Source organism: Lederbergia sp. NSJ-179, assembly GCF_022867885.1.
Classification (GTDB): Bacteria; Bacillota; Bacilli; order Bacillales; family Bacillaceae_C; genus Lederbergia.
The window spans coordinates 14,957-36,235 of record NZ_JALIFP010000007.1 but is presented as its reverse complement, the minus strand read 5'-3'; the positions used below and the strand labels follow the sequence as shown (position 1 = coordinate 36,235).

Here is a 21,279-nt window from a genome sequence, read left to right as displayed (position 1 = left end):
AGATTCTTTACGCTCTGTTCTCTTGTTGTAATGCCTTTAATCCAGCCATGTTTAATACATTCCACGGTGTATTCAATCCGGGTTGAAAGAAGAAATCGGCATAGGCCAATTGTTCCACTGTAAAATGAGCCTGAATGGCAATGGATATGGCATGGATATGGGCCGTCATATCTTCTTCAGACATGATTTGCCCCCCTAAAATCTCAAGGGTTTTTGGATCATAGATCAATTTGAACATCACATGTGTTTTGTTGTCCGTTGAGAACGAATGCGTTATTAACGTATCTTGCTCCCAATAGACTGATTTTATCTGAATGCCAAGTCTTCGTGCAATTTTTTCAGTCAAACCTGTTGTCGCAAATTTATAGCCGAATGCCTGCATTGCAGAAGATCCCTGCACGCCGGGAAATGGATGTTTCGCTTCCTCCAGATTTCTTACAGCATAGCGTGCCTGGCGGCGCGCATTCGTTGCCAAAGCTATACTCATCGTGGTTTGACCAGGATTATACTGAACCGTTGTTGCGTCTCCAATAGCGAAAACATCCGGTTCGCTTGTACGCAGGTACTCATCTGTTTTAATCAGACCATCAGGCAATAATTCCACCGCACCTTCCAGCCATGCCGTGTTTGGACGATTGCCGATAGACATGATGACAAGGTCAGCCGGATAAGTGCCTTTTTTGGTTACGACTTCCGTGACTCTCCCATGGTCATCCCCGACAAATGCTGTGACTATATTGTCCAGTGCCAGTGTCGCATTGCGATCTGTCAGTTCTTGTTGGAGTATATCTGTCAATTCTTTGTCTAGATATCTGCTTAATGGACGATCATTGATATCCACTACCGTCACGTTTTTTCCGGCTTCTGAAAAAACTTGAGCGGCTCCGATTCCAATGTGCCCGGCCCCTACAACCACAACATTTTTAATTGCCGGATCTTCCGAATGTTTCTTCATACGTACGATATCCTGACGGTTACTCATGGTTCCTATATTCTTCAAATCATTCCCTGGGACAGATTGAAGAGATGGATGTGCACCAGGACTTAAAATAATTTTGTCATACGTTTCCCTCCACGTTTTGCCAGTCACGTGACTGAGTACTTCTACTTGATGTTTATCCGGTTCTACCTTAGTGATTTCAGTGTTATCAAAAACGTATATGCCGCATTGCTTCATTTCTTCAAGGCTCATGCCACGAATGGAATGGATGTCTTTTTCAGCATCATTTTTTGAGTTTCCTACCACAAGAGGATCGATGTCTCCTTTTTCATACCATTGAACTTCCGCATCCGGATATATTGATTGTAACGCCTCGACTGCTTCATAACCACCGTGTGTGGCTCCTACAACAATCACTTTCATGGAGTGTCCTCCTCATTCTTTGCAATTTTCGAAAGCTCTGCTCGCGTCTTTTCGAGTAGCTTTTGTAGCTGTTCCTTTTTTTCAGGGTTTTCCATGGATTGACGACCAACCTTAACAAATTCATGAAATAAACCCTTCATTTCGAATCTTAACGTCTGCATTTCATCCAGATCCACATTTTCAAACATATTCATCCTTGAGATAATCGGGTCTTCGTTTTGATGTTTTTCTAAATAGGCTCGCCCTTCATCTGTAAGATGATACACTTTTTTTCGCCCTTCCCTGGTGATATTGACAAGATCTTGATCTTCAAGCATTTGAAGGGTCGGATAAACAGAGCCGGGACTGGGAGAATAAAACCCTTTGAACTTTTCTTCAAGCGCCTTGATTAATTCGTATCCATGTCTTGGCTGTTCCTGTAACAATTTTAACAAGACAATTTTGATATCACCGCGTTTGAAAAAACGTTCGCCACTATGATCCCCGCCACTTCCTTTGCCTGCGAAAAAATGAGGTCCACCTTGTCCTTTAAAATTCCCATTTTCCATTCCAAATCCCTTGCTTTTAAAGGGCTCCTTATTAAATCTGTTGCCTCCAAAAAAGTCGTTATGGTGAAAATGACCTTGCCCCTTAAAAAAAGGGTGTTGAGGCATATCGTGTTTTTTAAACATAGTAATCCTCCTGTTTATTTTTGATAACGATATATCGTAATCATTATAATAGGCGATATATCGTTATCTGTCAAGACAAAATGTAATCTTTTATCTATGCTTAAAATGTGAAGGATTTCACTTAAAGGTATAAAAACGGATGTTGTCGTACGGACAAATGTCGAAGGTGTATTTGCAAGTGGTGACACTACAATAGCTGGGCCATCTCAATTGGTTATTGCTGCTGCCGAAGGAAATAAAGCTGCAATGGGTGTGAATGCAGCTTTAATTGAGAAAAACTTTAGTTGAGGAGGATTTATATGAAAAAAAATCATTGCCATTCAAACGAACTGGAACGTTTGGTCGGAAAAATTAATTCTTGGACGGCCCTGAAAGAAGAGAGGATTTACCACCGGAAAAGCTGCTGAACATGCTCCCCATTAAAAAAAACTGACAACATATTGGATTTAGGTGCAGGTACAGGATATTTAGCAATCCCAGCTGCTAAAATGGTGGAGGGATTAGTTTTTGCACTCGATATAGACCCCAGTATGTTAGAAATTATAAATGCTAAGGCTAAGGAAGAAAACGTTAAAAATATTCAACCCATTAAAGGGAGTATTGACCATATTCCGCTATCCGATGATTCCATTGATATTGTACTCGCTTCCTTAGTTTTGCATGAGGTTAAGCCGTTACCTAAAACGTTGCAGCAAATTAAACAAGTGCTTAAAGATGATGGACACTTTGTATGTGTTGAATTTGAAAAGAAAGGACATTCTTCAGACGGCTCACCAAGAATATCCTCGTCAATGATGGAACAAGAAATCATAAATGCAGGATTGAGAATTAAACAAACTGGATATGAATGGGTGTATGAAGAAATCTATGGAGCTGACTTTTCCACACTGATCAAAGCAATGGAAGAGGGTACTTTTTAAGCCTCTTTCCACACTAAAATCCGATTACCCGAAATAAATAGACTACCATTATTTATGAAATCACCGAGCATATTCTGTTATACGGTGATTTTTAGGTACGCCCGGCATAGATAATGTCGTACTGTTCGGGCTTGTTCCCCGTACGAGCAGAAGAATGAAGATTGTTTCTAGGATAGTGGGCATCTAATCTCATTTCTATCACCTTCTATAAAATTACTAAATTACTAATAGCCTCCCCCTTGCTCTTATTTATTCTACTATGACGACCCCTATAAACATTGCTCTTTACTACTTGACCAATGAATATATCCTTGTTATTCTAGCTCCATTGTATATGTTCTTCTATTCTTATAAAAGAAACAATATTGGAGGTTATGCTTTGAGAGCCCTTCTAAAAAGAATACCCATATCGCCTAAAAAAATGGTGTTTTATACACTGTCCATTCTCTGTTTCGTTGCCTCCATTATTTTTGTCCAGCACAATTATTCGTTGTATGAACGGCCGATTGCCAAAGTGGTCAAAGTCGAGCAAGTCGAAACCACGGAATCGACAGATATGCATGATAATCAGGACAAGCTGACCACGCAGCACATAATCGCCGAAATGAAAAATGGAAAAGAAAAAGGAAAGTCCATCCATTTAACCAATGAGTATTCAAATTCTGGTGCCTATGATCAACCTTATCGTGTTGGCAATGAATTATTTGTTTCCATTGATCATGATCTGACCAAAAATCAAGAGCTTACTGGTAGTATCAAGGATGTAAAGCGTGATCAATACATTTTATTCGCCGCATGGGTGTTTATCTTTATTTTGCTGATTGTCGGAAAAAAGCAGGGACTATTTTCGATTATCAGTTTGGCTGTTAATGCGCTGTTACTCTCCTATGCTTTGGATATATATATCCAGCACCCTAATATTAGTTTAGTCTGGATATGTGGTGTGGCTGCCGTTTTATTTACAGCCATTTCATTGTTACTTGTAAATGGTTTTAATGAAAAAACATATGCCGCCATTCTGGCAACCTTATTCGCCACCCTTCTTTCGCTCCTCATCACCTACTTCGTGCTGTGGTTAACGAACGAAAACGGATTACGCTATGAAGAAATGCAATTTTTAACTCGCCCTTACCAAATGGTATTTATGGCTGGGCTATTTGTTGGATCTTTAGGCGCTGTCATGGATGTGGCAATCACAATGTCAGCTTCCATCTTTGCATTGTATGAACAAAATAACGATATCCCCATAAAAGCTTTGAAAGATTCCGGCTTAGATATCGGAAAAGATATTATGGGAACAATGACCAATATTCTATTTTTTGCTTATATCAGCGGCACAATTCCGATGCTAATTTTATATTTAAAAAATGCTTCACCACTTGGTTTTTCTCTTTCTATGAATCTTTCATTGGAATTAGCACGCGCCTTGGCAGGCGGGATTGGGATCGTATTAGCAATTCCGATCGGTTTATATGTGTCCATTTATTTCGTTCAGCGAAAGAGGAGAAGCTTATGAATGTGTTCTTATGGTTAGCTATCATTTTAGGGTTTTTGATGGTTCTGATTGGTGGAAAAAAAGGCGCAAGATCTTTTTTGTCTTTATTTTTAAATTTTGTTGTTATCCTACTGATCGTCCTATTTATGACGGCTCCAACTGTGAATCCAATTATTTTAACATTGATCGGATGTACAGTGATCAGTTGTATTAATCTTTTTTTTATAAATGAAGTGAATAGTAAAACGACAACCGCCTTCATTGCCACCATAATTACGATTGTGATTCTGATTGTTTTCATTACGATTTTAACTGAAAAATCGATGATTCAAGGCTTTGGTAAAGAAGAAACGGAAGAATTAGCGATGTTCTCTCTTTATATTGGTGTGGATTTTGTCAAAATAGGGGCCTCTGTGATTATTATGAGTACCATCGGTGCCATTACAGATGTAGCTATCTCCATTACTTCTCCGATGCGGGAAATCTTTCTTCATCACCCATCCATTAGCAGAAGAAATTTATTTCGTTCTGGATTAAGCATCGGGAGAGATATTCTGGGAACCAATACCAATACATTATTTTTCGCCTTCTTCGGTGGCTATCTTGCTCTGCTTTTATGGTTTAAAGATTTATCCTATTCTCTAAGTGAAATTTTAAATTCAAAAATATTTAGTGGTGAAATGATCACGATTTTTTGCTCTGGTATTGGTATCGCCTTGATTATTCCCATTGCAGCTTGGCTTAATGCCTATTACTTAACGAAAACTCGAGACAAAGTCGCAGAATAGCTTTCTACTTGTAAATTGAAAAAACTCGGGCACCTTACAATGCCCGAGTTTTCAATTTATCCCACATTAATTGGTAGTAATACCCCCACCTCAAGGCTGGGGAATTCCCCCTGATTGAACTTTCACTTTATCCGATTCGACACTCTGTCAGAATTTTATCCGTTAATTTACATCCGAGTCCGGGTTCTTCTGGCAATGTGTAGTAGCCATTTACTACTTTGATCGGTTCTTCCCAAATATCGGCGATCGATTCGTAGCAGTGTTCCACCATCGGCACATTCGATGAAGCTGCAGCTAGTTGGGCATGTAATTTTTGCTGAACATTGGTGTGCGGAATGACCTCCAAATTATAACAACGAGCAAGGGCGGCCACATCTAACCATTCATCGATTCCTGATAGCTTCGTCGCATCGGCTTGGACAATATCAACTGCCCCCATTTCAATATAATCACGAAAGTCATATTTTGTATAGATCGTTTCACCAACGGCGATCGGCACATCTAATGAATGAGCTAGTTCTGCATGGGCTTTTTTATCAAAAGGATTCATTGGCTCTTCCAACCAATAGACATTGAATTCTTCTAATTTTCGCCCCCATACTTGAGCTGTTTTTAAATCCCAAACGGTATTGACATCAACCATTAGTTTGATGTTGTCCCCAATCGCCTTACGCACAGCTTTGACTCGTTCAAGGTCCTCCCTTGGATCAGGTAAACCGAGCTTCATTTTGACCGCATCATAGCCGCGTTCCACTAAAGCTGTCATATCTTTGATTAATTCATTTGTTGTGACTTGGAGCCAGCCACCATCTGTATTATAGGCTTTCACCTTATCTTTGACAGGACCCAAATATTTCCATAAAGGCAGATTGGCCACTTTCAGCTTTATATCCCATAAGGCCAGCTCTACCGCACATAGTCCAACACGGGTAATCCCCACTTGACCGATAAAATGATTGGTATAATGCAACTCTCGCAAAATATTTTTATACATTAACGGATCTTTTCCTATTAATATAGGTGCATACGTATCATCAATAATCGCTTGAACGGCTCTCGTGCCCTTTGTATAGTTCCAGTTAAAGCCCCATCCACTTATTCCTTCGTTTGTGTCAATCCGGATGGCAACAAATTCAACTGATTCCAGCCTTGTCTGAGAATCCGTAATCGCCCGTTGCTTTAACGGTATATCCAATAAGTACGTTTCAACCTTCGTAATCTTCACTCTCATCCCCACTATCTAAAAATTTTTGAGTCAATCCCACTCCGGTTCAGCGCTCCCGATTGCTGCACTTTCCACTCGAATTGCTGAACTTCTCGACCTAATTGCTGAACTTTCCATACGAATTGCTGAACTTCTCGACCTAATTGCTGAACTTTCTATCTGAATTGCGGAACTTCCCGACCTAATTGCTGAACCTCACATCCAAATTGCAGATCCAGTTCAACTCTGAACAGGATCAATGGCCCCCTCTCCCGTTAAGGCAGAAACGATATTTTCTGCAGCGCGCATCGCCATGGCGTGACGGGTTTGAGCAGTAGCCGATCCAATATGAGGGAGGGTGACGACATTCGGCATCTCTAGGAGTGGGTTCTCTTTCTCTACTGGCTCCGTTTGAAATACGTCAAGCGCTGCCCCGTGGATCTCACCGGTTTGTAAAGCTGCGATCAAAGCCTTTTCATCGACGGTTTGACCGCGTGATACATTGACAAAAAAAGCGGTTTTCTTCATCTGCTTAAATTCTGCTTCACCCATTAAATGATAGGTTTCTTCCGTTAACGGGGTTAGCATGACAACAAAATCGGCGCGCTTTAATAGAGTTGGCAAATCGCAATATTCGGCTCCGTATTTTTCTTCTGCTTCTGGTTTGCGGCTGCGATTATGGTAAAGGACATCCATATTGAACCCAAATTTGGCTCTTTGGGCAACAGCCTCTCCAATCCGTCCCATCCCTATAATCCCAATGGTCGCGTGATGGACATCTACACCAAAAAATGTAGCTTCATCTTTCACCGGTTCCCATTTCTTCTCTTTCACATACCGATCAAGTTCAGGAACCCTTCTAGCTGCAGCCAGCATTAACGCAAATGTAAGGTCAGCAACAGTATCATCTAATACATATGGGGTATTTGTTCCTACCACCTGATGCTTTTTCATCGCAACCAAATCAAAATTGTTATATCCAACCGAAACATTGCTAACAATCTTCAAGTTAGGAGCGGCCGCTAATAATTCCTCATCTATTTTATGCCACGCCGTTAATAAACCTTCCACATCAGCTATTTCTTTTAACAGGGTTTTACGGGAGATGCGATCCTCCCCACGCCACTCTTGAACCTCACAAAATTTAGCCAGATAGTCTTTTACATCCTTCTTAACAGGTAAGCTTATGTACACTTTTGGTTTCATGTTTGCCCTCCAATATTTTGGTCATTCTGATAGTCCTATTCTACCTCTCTTAGCAACGAACTACAATGAAATCATTTTATTTACAATGCGGTTAGGGTATACTTAAGTCAAATTTATAGTAATAAACATCCTATGACTCAAGCTGAAAGGAGTTATAAACATGGCATTTGCTGGATTTGAACAACAAGATTTTGATACTTTTTCGATTGATGGGCTTGATGAACGAATGGTGGCCATCCAAGAGAGAATTCAACCGAAATTCAGAGAGATTGGGAATGTTTTAACAGACGATTTATCGGCCATGATTGGTTCAGAAATGTATTTACATATCGCCAAACATGCGCGAAGAACAGTCAACCCTCCCCAGGATACGTGGCTGGCGATTGCTGGGAATAAGCGTGGTTATAAAAAGCATCCACATTTCCAAGTTGGCCTGTTTGACGATCATGTTTTTATTTGGTTAGCTTTCATCTATGAACTGCCTAATAAAGCCAAAATGGCGCAAAATTTCTTAGACCATATCGAAACAGTAAAGGAAACGATCCCTCAAGATTTTATGATTTCTCAGGATCATATGAAAAAAGAAGCCACATCCATTCGTGAAGTTGATGTGGAAAAAGTACTTACACGCTTTCGAGATGTGAAAAAAGCGGAATTTTTAGTCGGCAAGCATATCGATTCAAAGGATCCTCTTTTAAAAGACGGAAATCGCTTTTTAGATTTCACTAAAAATATATTTGAAACGCTGATCCCGCTTTATCGGCTGGCTTATCAATAAGGGAAATTTCAGCAGTTAGAGGAGATAGTAGAAAATGAAGATTAAGGTTCAAGGGGATCGATTTGTTGATGCAAAGGGCAGGCATGTCCTGCTCCATGGCGTCAATATGGTCTGTAAAGAAAAGAATTGTCAGTATATTGGAAATTGAGATAAATTTTATGTAGTGACACGTACTAGAGCTATACTTCTGATATGGATCAATATACGCCTTTTTTAGGTGTGAGACGAGCCTATCCGATGGCCGTGGCGGGAACGATCGTACATTATTGCCATGACCATGAACAAGGTAGTTTTCAAATGGAGTGGGAAGAAAATGCGAAAATGGGCGAATCCACTATTATTTACTTCCCTAATATTCAGGAAGTCGAAGAAGCAACGATTTCATTATCACCACTGGGAAGTTCCTACAAGATTCATAAAATAGAAGACTCATCGGCAGGGTATCTGGAAATTCCCACCGCTCGAAACGGCGTTTGGAATATTGTCTTGCCTGCTGGCAAACGGAATTGAGCTTCTTTCATCCGGGATTGAGCTTCTGACAACGGCATCATTTAAGCCATTGTCAGAAGCTCTTTTTTAGTACGTCGAAACAACATGTGGATAACCATTAACAAAATTCCTGTCGCCACCAAGATAGTGGGAATAATAAAGATCCGGGGTGTATAGCCTTGGATCCAAACAGGTAAAACATAGCCGACTAAGGAGGCCATTTGGAATAAGAAGACATAGAGGCTTGATCCAAAGCCAATCTTCGTATGAAACATCCTTTGTACGTAACCCATGGCGACGCCGTATAAGACGGAGACAAAAAAGGAATAGATGGGTTGCACGAAAAAGAAAACCAGCAGTGGTGGACTCGAGCTGTAAATAAGATAGGTGATCATGGCGCATAAGCCGCCGAGGGCAAATACACGCTTGCTTCCAAATTTCATCGCCCAATAACCGGCAAAGGTCATAAACAATAATTCAAATACAGCTTGCACACTCCATAAATAAGACATCAGATAGGGCTTTTCAAATAAATCAACGACAACTAATGGTAAATACAGACCTCTCAATGAATCGGCGCAACCAAATAAAAGCAACGCAAATAGCATAATGAACGAGAAGCGCTCCCCTTTTGTCCGAGCGTTTCCTTCTTCCGTATTTTTATATTCTTTATAAAAGAAGAGTAATAGAAAAAGAAATAAATAGCCTGATAGATTTCCTATCAATACCCCTTTAAAATCAGCCCATACGTATAAATTTGCCCCAATTAGTAAGCCCGTAAAAAAGCCAACACTCATCATTGCTCTTAACCAGATTTGCGCAATTTCATAAATGGCTGGAGCTAATTTCATAAAGTGATTACGAGCCATTGCAAAAATTTGTCCCATGATCAACCCTGAAGGAGCAACCGTGATGATCATCCCGATTAGTGCTTGGATAAATGTATCCGCTCTCATATAAAGGAAAAGGCCTGTCATGCAAAGCAATAAGGCCATAAGAGGAAGAGGCTTTTTCCGCTTCATTTTATCACTAATAAAACCAATGAAAATCGTAATCGCCATATTTAACAGAACGGAAACAGAAAAAACGGTCGCAATTTGCCCTTTTGATAATCCAATTCCCTCGCTCATATAAATCGCATTCATCGGGGAGAGAATACCTGTCCCGATTCCATAGAGAAAAATCCCGAGAATTAAATACCATGCCCCTTTTATTTTAAAAAAACTGCGGAAATCTCTAAAAATATTCATTGAATCACCTTCTTGAGGAAATTTGCGATCGTTTCATTCTTCTAAACAGTCTTTAAGGCGTTACCCTTATCCGTTTTCGTACTTTATAGTGGCTTACCATTCATTCTTCTAAATCCTTTATAATCGTTGCAGCGGTTTCCATTCCATTCTTTATACAATCAGGAATCCCTACTCCGTAGTAAGAACAACCAGCCATTTTAATACCTGGATGGGATTTTTCCAGTAGCTTTTCAATACTTTCCACGGTTTGACGATGATGGATCTGATAGGTTGGCATATTATCCGACCACTTGGTTACGACGGAAGTGACAGGCTCTGCTTCAATCCTTAAGCTTTTCCGAATATCATCCCGAGCAACCTGTAATAGCCCAGCATTTGCCATATCTTTTATTTTCAAATAGGCAGGATGACTACTTTTATAAAATAATCGTACAAGTAAATTTCCTTTACGGGAAGTGTGGTCCCATTTGCGACTTGTCCATGTACAGGCATTACAGGAAAGTTCTTGATTATTTGCCGTAATAAACCCTGTTCCTTCTTCAGGTAAAAGATCATCAGGTAGGTCAAATCCCATATACACACTGATTAAGGAACTATTTTGAAACTGGGAAAACTTTCTCTTTAAATCGGCATCGTGAAATAAATCTTGAGAAACGGACGCAGGGACTGCTAGAATCACATAATCAGCTTCCACTACTTCTTGATTTGTAAAAGAAATTCGGTAGTGTTGATCCTGTTTTTCAATCTGTTTGGCTTGATGAGAGGTTAAAATGGCCACATCATGAAGTGTTTTTTCAATAGCATTTATAAAGGTACTTAATCCATTACGGAAGGAAAGAAATTTTTTCTCCCCACTACTGCGAAATTTTTCCAGATTGGCTTCAAGTCCCTTCATAATACTCCCATACTTTTCCTTGTACTCTAGAAGATACGGTAAGGTAGATGAAATGGACAAATCATCCAGTTTCCCCGAATAAACACCAGATAGGACGGGAGCAATTTGTTTTTCGACCATCTCTCTACCAAGATAATATGTAAGGAAATCACCGATAGAATCATCTTTTGTAAATGTTCGATCTTGAAGATAGAAATCCCTTAAAGCCTCCACTTTTCCGTCTGCCGATACTAAAGTGCTTTTTGCTAATGATTCTATGGTAGCTGGTATGCCGAATACGGAATCGGCCGGAATCGCCCGCAATTCACCAGCTGTAAAAATAAAAGACTGACCTGTTGCGTTATAAACTACCTGATCTCCTAAACCAAGCTCATCGATCCAAGTCATTTCATTCATTTTCCGGGCAACGATTGAATCGGCCCCCGTTTCCATGATAAAATCTCCATCTAGCTTCGTGTTGATTTTCCCGCCTAATGTGTCAGAAGCTTCTGCTAGAATAAGTTGCACATCTGACTGGGATGCTTCTTTCCATTTATGCAAGGAATATAAGGCAGATAACCCCGTTATACCGCCGCCAATAACCAAAACTGTCTTCATTTTGTACCCCTCTATGAACATCGATTTTCTACTTTCAGTGTACCATATTCCCAATTGAACTAGAAACTAGATATTTAACGGTTTTTTAACGGATAACCACGGACGGCCATTCTCCCAATGAACATTGACATCCAATTTAAATGTTTCTGATAGGCGTTCTTCCGTTAAAACATCACGCTTTGGACCCGCTCCAACGATTTCCCCTTCGCGTAACAACAATACGTGTGTCACTTCTTCCGTTAGTTCTTCAATATGATGGGTCACATAAATAAGGTGACATTGATGCTGGGTAATCTCCTTGATTAATTGCAAAATTTCTTCCCGTGAAAGAATATCCAAACCAGAACAAGGCTCATCTAAAATCAACATTTTCGGGTCATTCATTAGAGCTCTTGCAATGAGCACCCTGCGTTTTTCACCCTGTGAGAAATGCCGATACTCTTTTCCTTTTAAATAATCCAAGCGAAATTTAGAAATCAAGGCATCGGCCTTCTCCCAAGCAGCTTGAGGCACTTCTTGATATAATCCAATCGTGGCAAACTCGCCACTGACAACGATTTCTTCAATCGTTTCGAAATCAAGTGTTTCAGAGAATCTTTCAAATGAACTGCTCACAATCCCTAATTCATTCCGAAGATTTGGAAGATAAGAATTTCCAAACTCAAATCCCAAAACATTTACCTTTCCTGTTGTCGGAAATTGATAGGCTGTTAAAATATTCAACAACGATGTTTTTCCTGACCCATTTAATCCTAAAACAGCCCAATGTTCGCCTTCCTTTATTTCCCAGTCAATCTGATTTAAAATCTTTCTTCCTTCTCGTCTCCATGAGACATCCTGAAAAGAAACCAATGTATTCCCCATCCAAAACATCCTTTCCTATCAAACGATCTTGCTTATTGTGATGAATAATTTCCATTATAGCGAATGCGCGAAAGGTTTTGAAGGAATGTATGTATAAAAAAAGACTAACCCATTTTAGAAACAATGAATTAGCCTTTATATTCGATTAACTGTACACACTTCGAACAACATTTGTTTGCGTGCGATCGGGGCCAACGGAGAAAATGGATAATGGGATCTCCGTTAGTTGTGCAACTCGTTCTAAATAACGGCGAGCATTTTCCGGTAGTTGATCCAATGATTGAACGCTCGTAATATTTTCTTTCCACCCCGGCATTTCTTCATAAACCGGCTCACATTCGGCCAAAACAGCCAAACTTGCTGGGAATTCTTTTATGATTTCACCTTTATAGCGGTAGGCAGTACATATTCTCAAGGTGTCAATTCCGGTTAAAACATCCAAAGAGTTGAGTGATAAATCGGTAATCCCACTAACTCTTCTTGCATGGCGAACAACAACACTGTCAAACCAGCCAACACGACGGGCTCTTCCGGTCGTTGTTCCATATTCGCGACCGACCTCGCGGATTCGTTCCCCAATCTCATCATGCAATTCGGTTGGGAAAGGTCCATCACCTACACGAGTAGTGTATGCCTTGGATACACCAACAACATGATTGATTTTTGTTGGTCCTACACCCGCACCAATTGTAACACCGCCTGCTATCGGGTTGGATGAGGTAACAAATGGATATGTTCCTTGATCAATATCAAGCATGACCCCCTGTGCACCCTCAAACAATACACGGCGTCCTGCATCAAGGGCATCATTCAATACGACAGATGTATCACAAACATACTGAGCCAGCTGTTGGCCATATTCATAATACTCTTCTAAAATATCCGCTACCTGAATGGCATCTACCTCATATACTTTTTCAAATAAACGGTTTTTTTCGGCCAAATTTTGTTCCAATTTGGTTTGGAATGCTTTTTTATCTAAAAGGTCAGCGATACGGATTCCACAACGGGCCGCTTTATCCATGTAAGCTGGGCCAATACCCTTTTTCGTTGTCCCAATTTTATGAATACCTTTGTCTTCTTCCTGAAGAATATCCAATTTTATATGATAAGGCAATATAACATGTGCCCGATTACTAATTTTTAAATTTTCTGCTGATACATTATGTTCTTTTAAGTAGGTAAGCTCTTCTACAAATGCTTTTGGATCGATAACCATCCCATTTCCAAGCACACATACTTTGTCGTTATAAAAAATACCGGACGGAATTAAATGTAATTTATAGGTGATCCCATCAAATTTAATCGTGTGCCCCGCATTGTTTCCTCCTTGATATCGTGCCACAACCTCGGCATTTTCCGATAAAAAGTCGGTAATTTTCCCTTTCCCTTCATCGCCCCATTGGGTTCCAACTACTACTACTGAGGACATTGCGCACCTCCACTTGTCTAATGTATGTGTTATTATTAGTTCCAGCGTTATTTTAACAGGAAGATAGAGAGAAGTCAATTTAAACACGAACGTTTTATATTAATAACCTACCAATGTTCGCTATTAATAGTTTTTATGTACATCAAAATGATGAAGTTCATTTTCGTTTTTGTACTATTTATGTAAAAAGGGAAAAGATGACAATAATGCATCTTCTCCCTTCATTATGAACGGTGCCATTATCCTGTACGCTTGTATAGATTAATTGGCTTTATACCGTTCAAATGCTTGTTTTTGGATTTCCATATATTCGTCTAATTTCATTTTTTCGATATTTTTTACAAATTGGTCCCAATTATCAAAAGATTCCTCGCCAACAATAAACTTATCCTGCATTTCATCGACATATTTCTCAATATCATTGGAAAGGGCGGTTAATTTTTTCGACTCTTCATCCGTATAGGTGAACTGTGGCCAGACCTCATCGAGCAAATCAGGTTCAACCTTCTTTGCTGCTTCAATTGCCTGATCAGAGCCTTCAGAACCATCGAAATAATCTTGCATCAAGATACCAGGTGGGTTAATTCCTACCCAGCCAAGATATTTCACAATTTCTTGTTCCTTCGTTAAACCTTCACTACTATTCGTGATTTTCTCTAGGTACTTAAACTTCCCATCCTCTGTTACTTCATAGGTTTCACCTTCTACACCCATATAATTTAATCTTGAGCCTTCATCACTATAAAAATAGTCCACCCATCTAATCGTCGCAGCAGGATCAGGGTTCTCACTCGTGATAACAAATTTCCCGATATTTCCGACTGGGTGGGCCACATTCGACCATTTTTTCTCACCATTCGGGCCTTTAAGAGCTACACCACCAACATATTTTTCGCCAATTTCTTTACTAAACAGCTCTTCTGGCGCATAAAAAATCATACTCGCATATTGATCGTCCATCCCGTTGTTTAAAAATTGGGCCCAATCAATCGTATAAATATTCTGTTCAATTAATTTTTCTGTCCACAATTTGTTTATAAATTGTAGCAATTGCTTATAATTTTCGGTTATAGGGTAAAAGCGTATATCGCCTGTTTCAGGGTCTTTGTCAATATAACTGCGTCCCGTTGTTCCAACCCCGAACGCTCCGCGTAAATAATTGACCATTAGTGTCCCATTATATGATCCATATGGGACGATATCTGGATCTTCCTCCTGCACCTTTTTCAAGAAGTCATAAAATTCATCCGTTGAAGCAGGTACATCCATCCCGTATTTATCCAATAGTTCCGAGTTATACCACATCAGTGGATGCGTTCTTACCGAAGTAAAATCCGGATCATGGATAACAGGAAGGGAATATATCTTTCCATCCGGAAATGTAACCGCTTTACGAATGTCAGGATTTTCTTCCATGAGTTTCGTAAGATTAGGGGCATACTTATCAAGCAAATCATTTAGCTCTAAAAACATCCCTTGTTTCCCATATTTAAAAATATCCAACGGCGGCATATCTGCGGCATAAAAGGCATCCGGTATTTTTCCACCGACTAAAGCTAAGTTTCTTTTTTCTTCCAATGCCTCCGCTTCAACCTGATCCCATTCTACTTTAATATTTGTCATCTCTTCATACGTATTCCAGACTAAAATATCGTTCCAATTCTTTAGTTGATTCTGTCCCATTCCAGCAAACATTTTCAGCGTAATCGGTTCTTTGACAATCGGCATCCCCGTTTCATTGAAATTATCTGTTTTTTCTTTTTCCGGAGTGGTTACTTTCTTTCCAGAATCCTTGCTGCAGGCAACTAAAAACAGTAACAACACCACTATCAGCAAATAGAATATCTGTTTGATTTTCAAAGCAAGATCCCCTTTCTAATGTAAGTTTTTAGTCCCATCCTCGCTAGTCATTTCACCTCCTTTTTATCAATATTGATTAACAAGGACAAAGCCTTGATACATCCTAACATCATGAATTAAACTGACATTCTCCCTACTCCTTCACTGACCCAATCAATACACCCTGAACAAAGAACCTCTGTAAGAAAGGATAAATAATTAACAGCGGTAGGGAGGAGACAATGATGACAGCATATTTCACAAGACTCGCCGTTTTGACCTGCTCAACAAGAGACTCGACTTCCCCAGGGCCGCCCCCTCCATCTTGGCCAATCTGCGTAACAACCAATATATGTCTCAAAATTAGTTGTAAAGGATAAAGGTTTTCACTTGAGAGATAAATCAAGGCAGAGAAATATTGATTCCATAAGCTTACACCATGGAAAAGGGCCATAACGGCAATAATCGGCGCCGACAGCGGCAGAACAACCTTGCCAAAAATATAATAATCGGAGGCCCCATCAATTTTTGCCGCTTCTACCAATTGATCGGGGATCGTTTGCTGGAAAAAGGTGCGCGCGACCAGAATCGACCAAGCGCCCACGACTCCTGGAACGACAATCGCCCAAATCGTATCAACCATACCTAATGTTTTAATGACGAGATAGGTGGGGATTAAGCCGCCATTAAACATCATCGTAAACAGAATCACCCATAAAATATATTTTTTTCCCATCACTTCTTTCCTTGATAAGGCATAGGCACAAGGCAGTAAAACAATGAGGTGGATCACCGTTCCTAAGATTGTATAAAAAATCGTATTGCGATAGCCAAGCCAAATCGCCTCATTTTGGAATACTCTTTTAAAACCGGCAAACGTAATATCCACTGGCCAGAGCCACATTTTCCCTGAATTCACAGCAGCTGGATCACTGATTGAGGCACTGATGACAAAGATTAGTGGGTAAATAATCACGATTGCAATCAGCCCCACTAATATTTTATTAATCACATCAAAAGCTCGATCCGATAAACTAAAGTTTCCCATTTTGTCTCCCCCTTACCATAAGCTGTGATCGCTTACCTTTCTCGCAATTTGGTTGACAGTGACCAGTAAAATGATATTAATCGCAGAATCAAATAAACCAACCGCAGCTGCGAAGCTATATTGTCCTTCTAATAAACCTGTTTTATAAACAAAGGTTTGAATAATGTCAGATGTATCTGAATTTAGTGAGTTTTGTAAAAGCAAGACCTTCTCAAAACCAACCGCCATAAAACTACCGATATTCAAGATAAATAAGACGACAACCGTTGGTAATATAGCAGGAATATTGATATGTAGAATCCTTTGGAATCTTGTTGCGCCGTCTACTGTAGCCGCTTCCAATAGTTCCGGATTTACCCCAGCCAAGGCCGCTAAATAAATAATCGTTCCCCAGCCAAGGCCTTGCCACTGGCCGGACCATACGTAAATATGCCGAAACCAACCAGGACTGGTTAAAAATTGAATCGGTTCGCCGCCAAGCTTTTCAATAAGGAGATTGACAATCCCAGTAGTAGGGTCCAAGAAAGCAATAATCATTCCAACCACAACTACAACAGAAATAAAGTGTGGCGCATAGGTTAAGGTTTGCGTCCATTTTTTGAACGCCCCATTGCGAAGCTCATTGAGCATCAAGGCAAAAATGATCGGAAGCGGAAATAAACATAACTGATAAACGCTGAGAGCTACCGTGTTTTTTAATAGTCTCCAAAAATAATAGGAATTGAAGAACCGTTCAAAGTGCTCAAATCCAGCCCACGGACTTCCCGTAATCCCCAGTGTGGCAAAAAAATCCTTAAAAGCAATTTGTACCCCGTACATCGGGATATAATGAAAAATGATAAAAAAAGTAAGTGCGGGTAAAAGAAATGTATATAATTGCCAACTTTTTAGGAAATTTTTCTTCATTCGCGAAAAACGATTACCAGGCAATACGACTTTTGGTTGGACTTCCGCGTCTTTTACTTGCATACAAGACCCTCCTTTTTTCTGTTCAGAAGCAAAAGTCAATATATAAATTAAAATATTTTAATATATTGTTAATGTTTATCCTAATACCCTCATGCTCGTGTACAAGTCAGCTTGGTAAGATACAATGAGAGCTAGCCATTCCCGTCATCTCATTATTCCAAAGATATTGCTAGCAAGGGCAAGTGATCTCAACCTTCTTCCTAAAGTACAATGGTATCGTTCCAATTTCAACCTGTTTGTAAAAATGTAAGCCGTTTAATTTACAGGAATCATTCATTTTTTCATTACGGTGTACTAAATGTTATAAGTTAGACATTCCCGTCTAAATAAGTTAAGCAGAGTAATGACAACAGCACCGCTACATAGGGGAAACGTATACCACCTTCCTTATCTTTATAATCATGGTGTTACTTTTTAGAGATTGTTCAAAGTTTAGGTAAAAATGGCACTGCGAGTTAAATTTGTTGACTACCTTAGACAATACCAACCTATTTTAATGTCTTGAGGCATTATTCAAAACGGTGCTCCTCAAACTTCTTATTCACTTTTATCCTTTTTTTGAACGCGTACTTCTAGGTGTTCAATAGTCCTTTTACTCTAATAGCATATTATCATCCGCCCAGATCAAATCACACAGGCGATTTTCAGACTTACTATGTGCATTTTGTGGATGGCTTTAAATAGTGATTTTCCAATACTAACATAAGTCAATGTACAAATTGACATATACACTACAAGATTCACATTGTTAAATAGAACAACAAAGAAACCTTCTCTGATTGACGAGTACGTCGTATAAGAAAAGGTTTTCATTATTTTCTATAAGAGGATGTTCAAAAAGTCCGGTAAAAATGACACTGCGAATTTCTTCGTTGGCTTGTTTCTCCGCTCCTCGGAAAAGAAAAACACTTTTCCTTCGTGCGATGCGGATTCGGGGAAGCTTTCCTTGTGCTCATGTATTTAAAAGCATACATTCCGCTGCTCGAAACTGCGCCGCCTCGAACTTCTTGGTCCTTTTTATCCTCCTTTTTGAACACGCACTATAAAGCTTCCGTTTCATCGTTGTTTTGTTGGTAGTATTTGCGATATTGACTAGGGGTAATCCCTTCCTCCTTTTTAAACCTCCGGGTAAAATTAGATACATCGAAATAGCCAATACTCAAAACAATTTCTTTAATCGTTCGGCTTGTGTTTACTAGCTGATGTTTACATTCTTGCATTCGTAATTCCCATACAAATTGAGTAAATGTAACTCCCGTTTGTTCTCGGATAAATCGACTCACATAGGAGCTTGATATTTGAAAATGATCTGAAATCATCTCCAGACTGAGATTATGATGTTTGTACTGCTTTTGAATATATTCCATGATGCTATCACGTAATTGATAATTATGGCTTTCTTTTCTTTTTTCTACTTCCAAACAAATGTGATCAATAAATGTCGTTACACTCTTTTTCAATTGATCCAGTGACTGAAATTCAGACAAATTCCTCATATCTTCCGTATGATGGTCAATACCTAATTCAGCAACGGTTTTCAAAATTGTATTGATAATATCAAAACAAGTGCATTTTAACATATAGTTTGAAAAATTCTTTTGCGCAATACTGGCGAGCATTTCACCTAATGTTTCTTTCGCGACAACTTGATCTCCTTGCTTTAGGCTTTGCACAAATTTCAATCGGCTTTCTTCCGGAAACCAAATCGTTTCTTGATTTTCTATAACGAGATCTTCAAAACAGATCGCTGTATTTTGCTGATTCAAAAAATTATTTTCGATGGCGGCAGTAGCTTCAATAAAAGAACGATTAATTTTATCGGCCCCACTGTAAATACTGCCGATCCCAACAAATGGCATGATCTCACATTGTTTTTCTAGCAGCTGCATAAAGTGTTGCACAAATAATTGTCGGGGCAGAACGGAATTACTTGAATCCTCACGACTGTTTACAATCACGGCCGCAGTATAATCGAATACCGATTCGACTCCATAGCCAATGCAGTCATTGTAAACAATCTGATCAATTTTTTTCACAATATTGTCCCAGTCGTTCAGTGTCTCTCGCTTTCTAATTTTTCCTTTATACGAAATCGCGATAACGAAAAAGGACTCTCCTTGTAGTGACATTTTTAAATCTGTAGCCAAAGCGGCAATATCTTGATTTTCTCTCACTTTTCCCTGTAGTAAATTTGATAAGAATTGTGCTTTGACAAGCGGCTTATGAGCAATTATTTTTTGCTTTAATAGTTCACTATCCTCGTAGATCGATTCTATTTTTGTTCGAATTAACTCAATTTCATTCTTTTCACCTATATTTTTCTCAACCTGCTCTCTATCTTTAAAGGAGTAAACCAAATCTTTAATTGGTTTATATTGTTTTAACGCGAGGTAACAAACGACAATCAGCCCTACTGCCGTAAGAAGAAACAGGAGCACAAAGATAAATTGTTTCAATGAGGTCATTTTTTCATAAAATTGTTTCGTAGGAATGACTGTCGCAAACGTCCAATTACTTGTTTCCGAACGAACAATCGAAAATGAGTAACGCTCATTGGCAAATTTTTTATTGACAATGCCCGTTTCAGTTGCAAGAACATCCTTCACAAAATCCAAATCTATGTCCATTTCGTGCTTATTCCTTGCAAGCAATTGAAAGTCATCATCAAAGATAAAGGTCGTCCCGTCAAATTCACCTTGCGAATTTTTAATCAAATCGGAAAATGACGTTTCTTTGATTAAAAAGGTCACCGTGCCAATTGGGCTCGAACTATAGATGGGCAAAGGATATGTGCAGGCCAGCACTTTTTTATCGCCACCATCTTTGGAAGCGGTATCAATTATTTGTAGGATTGGATTTGTTTGCGCTTGGAGCCCCGCTGCAAATGTTTCTATATTGTCTGAACGAATGGGATAGCTACCCATAAACGTTTGCAAAGTACTTGCTCCTTTGGAGGAATAAACAAACTCTACAGAATCATGATAATTTAATAATATCTCATCAATCAGAGTGCTATTAGATGTATACCTGATAAGCTCTTCGATCGCTTGTTTACCTGAATAAGGTTTCGTAAATGTATAGGGCGTTAAACGCCGATCATAGGAAATTCTAGTAGCTAAATAATTGAGTTCAATCCAGCGTGAGTCCATAATATCTCTAATTTGATTGATTTTATCCAAATTGGATTGGTTAATTTCCTTCTCTAAATTGCCTACTGAGATCTGGTATAAAATAATACTAATCGTGGCAAAAGGCAACATGAATACAAACAGATATGAATAAAGATACCGATACAATAGCTTTGATTTTTTATTAGCCGATTTGAACATTTTTACCACCCGCTTAATCCTTTTTTAGAAAAGTGCACGCAACCGTTTAGCGGCAAAAACACGACAGAAGGCGCTGAGTAATAAACCTTATGAACTCGAACACCTACCACCTGGAGCTGATCAGATACTATCTGCTTTTATG

17 protein-coding genes are annotated in these 21,279 nt (G+C 39.3%); 5 read left to right on the top strand and 12 right to left on the bottom strand.

The window, feature by feature from the left end; genetic code table 11:
- Nucleotides 1–7 precede the first annotated feature (7 nt).
- On the bottom strand, nt 8–1,363 hold the full coding sequence (locus MUB24_RS07390) for an FAD-dependent oxidoreductase (RefSeq protein ID WP_244702747.1): 1,356 nt from the start codon (nt 1,361–1,363) through the stop codon (nt 8–10).
- Entirely contained in the window at nt 1,360–2,034 is a 675-nt protein-coding gene (locus tag MUB24_RS07385) for a PadR family transcriptional regulator (RefSeq protein ID WP_244702746.1), read from the bottom strand. Before MUB24_RS07385 ends, MUB24_RS07390 begins: the two co-directional genes overlap by 4 nt.
- A gap of 440 nt (nt 2,035–2,474) precedes the next feature.
- Between MUB24_RS07385 and MUB24_RS07380 the strand changes: the two genes are divergently transcribed.
- The 3 genes from MUB24_RS07380 (at nt 2,475) to MUB24_RS07370 (ending at nt 5,237) form a co-directional block, all read left to right on the top strand.
- Nucleotides 2,475–2,954, top strand: a complete 480-nt coding sequence (locus MUB24_RS07380) for a class I SAM-dependent methyltransferase (RefSeq protein ID WP_244702745.1) — start codon at nt 2,475–2,477, stop codon at nt 2,952–2,954.
- A 421-nt stretch (nt 2,955–3,375) separates the two neighbouring features.
- On the top strand, nt 3,376–4,470 hold the full coding sequence (locus MUB24_RS07375) for a YibE/F family protein (RefSeq protein WP_244702974.1): 1,095 nt from the start codon (nt 3,376–3,378) through the stop codon (nt 4,468–4,470).
- Entirely contained in the window at nt 4,467–5,237 is a 771-nt protein-coding gene (locus tag MUB24_RS07370; RefSeq protein WP_244702744.1) for a YibE/F family protein, read from the top strand. Before MUB24_RS07375 ends, MUB24_RS07370 begins: the two co-directional genes overlap by 4 nt.
- Nucleotides 5,238–5,364: 127 nt before the next feature.
- Here MUB24_RS07370 and MUB24_RS07365 read toward each other — a convergent pair whose 3' ends face one another.
- Together MUB24_RS07365 and MUB24_RS07360 are read right to left on the bottom strand one after the other, a co-directional pair.
- Entirely contained in the window at nt 5,365–6,462 is a 1,098-nt protein-coding gene (locus MUB24_RS07365; protein WP_244702743.1) for a mandelate racemase/muconate lactonizing enzyme family protein, read from the bottom strand.
- Between the two features lie 219 nt (nt 6,463–6,681).
- Nucleotides 6,682–7,647 (bottom strand): 2-hydroxyacid dehydrogenase, encoded by a 966-nt coding sequence (locus MUB24_RS07360; RefSeq protein ID WP_244702742.1) that lies wholly within the window; start codon nt 7,645–7,647, stop codon nt 6,682–6,684.
- A 160-nt stretch (nt 7,648–7,807) separates the two neighbouring features.
- On the opposite strand from MUB24_RS07360, the gene MUB24_RS07355 reads away from it, so the two are divergent.
- Nucleotides 7,808–8,425, top strand: a complete 618-nt coding sequence (locus MUB24_RS07355) for a YktB family protein (protein ID WP_244702741.1) — start codon at nt 7,808–7,810, stop codon at nt 8,423–8,425.
- 192 nt (nt 8,426–8,617) lie between these two features.
- Entirely contained in the window at nt 8,618–8,935 is a 318-nt protein-coding gene (locus tag MUB24_RS07350; protein ID WP_244702740.1) for a hypothetical protein, read from the top strand.
- 41 nt (nt 8,936–8,976) lie between these two features.
- Here MUB24_RS07350 and MUB24_RS07345 read toward each other — a convergent pair whose 3' ends face one another.
- The 8 genes from MUB24_RS07345 to MUB24_RS07310 form a co-directional block, all read right to left on the bottom strand.
- Nucleotides 8,977–10,164, bottom strand: coding sequence for an MFS transporter (locus MUB24_RS07345; protein ID WP_244702739.1), 1,188 nt, complete (start codon nt 10,162–10,164; stop codon nt 8,977–8,979).
- A 100-nt stretch (nt 10,165–10,264) separates the two neighbouring features.
- On the bottom strand, nt 10,265–11,656 hold the full coding sequence (hemG, locus tag MUB24_RS07340; RefSeq protein ID WP_244702738.1) for a protoporphyrinogen oxidase: 1,392 nt from the start codon (nt 11,654–11,656) through the stop codon (nt 10,265–10,267).
- A gap of 66 nt (nt 11,657–11,722) precedes the next feature.
- Nucleotides 11,723–12,520, bottom strand: coding sequence for an ABC transporter ATP-binding protein (locus MUB24_RS07335; RefSeq protein ID WP_244702737.1), 798 nt, complete (start codon nt 12,518–12,520; stop codon nt 11,723–11,725).
- Nucleotides 12,521–12,665: 145 nt separating this feature from the next.
- Nucleotides 12,666–13,952, bottom strand: coding sequence for an adenylosuccinate synthase (locus MUB24_RS07330; protein WP_244702736.1), 1,287 nt, complete (start codon nt 13,950–13,952; stop codon nt 12,666–12,668).
- 261 nt (nt 13,953–14,213) lie between these two features.
- Entirely contained in the window at nt 14,214–15,812 is a 1,599-nt protein-coding gene (locus MUB24_RS07325) for an extracellular solute-binding protein (RefSeq protein WP_244702735.1), read from the bottom strand.
- 133 nt (nt 15,813–15,945) lie between these two features.
- Nucleotides 15,946–16,839, bottom strand: a complete 894-nt coding sequence (locus MUB24_RS07320; protein WP_244702734.1) for a carbohydrate ABC transporter permease — start codon at nt 16,837–16,839, stop codon at nt 15,946–15,948.
- Nucleotides 16,840–16,851: 12 nt separating this feature from the next.
- Nucleotides 16,852–17,808, bottom strand: a complete 957-nt coding sequence (locus MUB24_RS07315; RefSeq protein ID WP_396426706.1) for an ABC transporter permease — start codon at nt 17,806–17,808, stop codon at nt 16,852–16,854.
- Nucleotides 17,809–18,848: 1,040 nt separating this feature from the next.
- A complete protein-coding gene (locus tag MUB24_RS07310) occupies nt 18,849–21,137 on the bottom strand; it encodes a helix-turn-helix domain-containing protein (protein ID WP_244702733.1) in 2,289 nt (762 codons plus the stop codon).
- Nucleotides 21,138–21,279 lie beyond the last annotated feature (142 nt).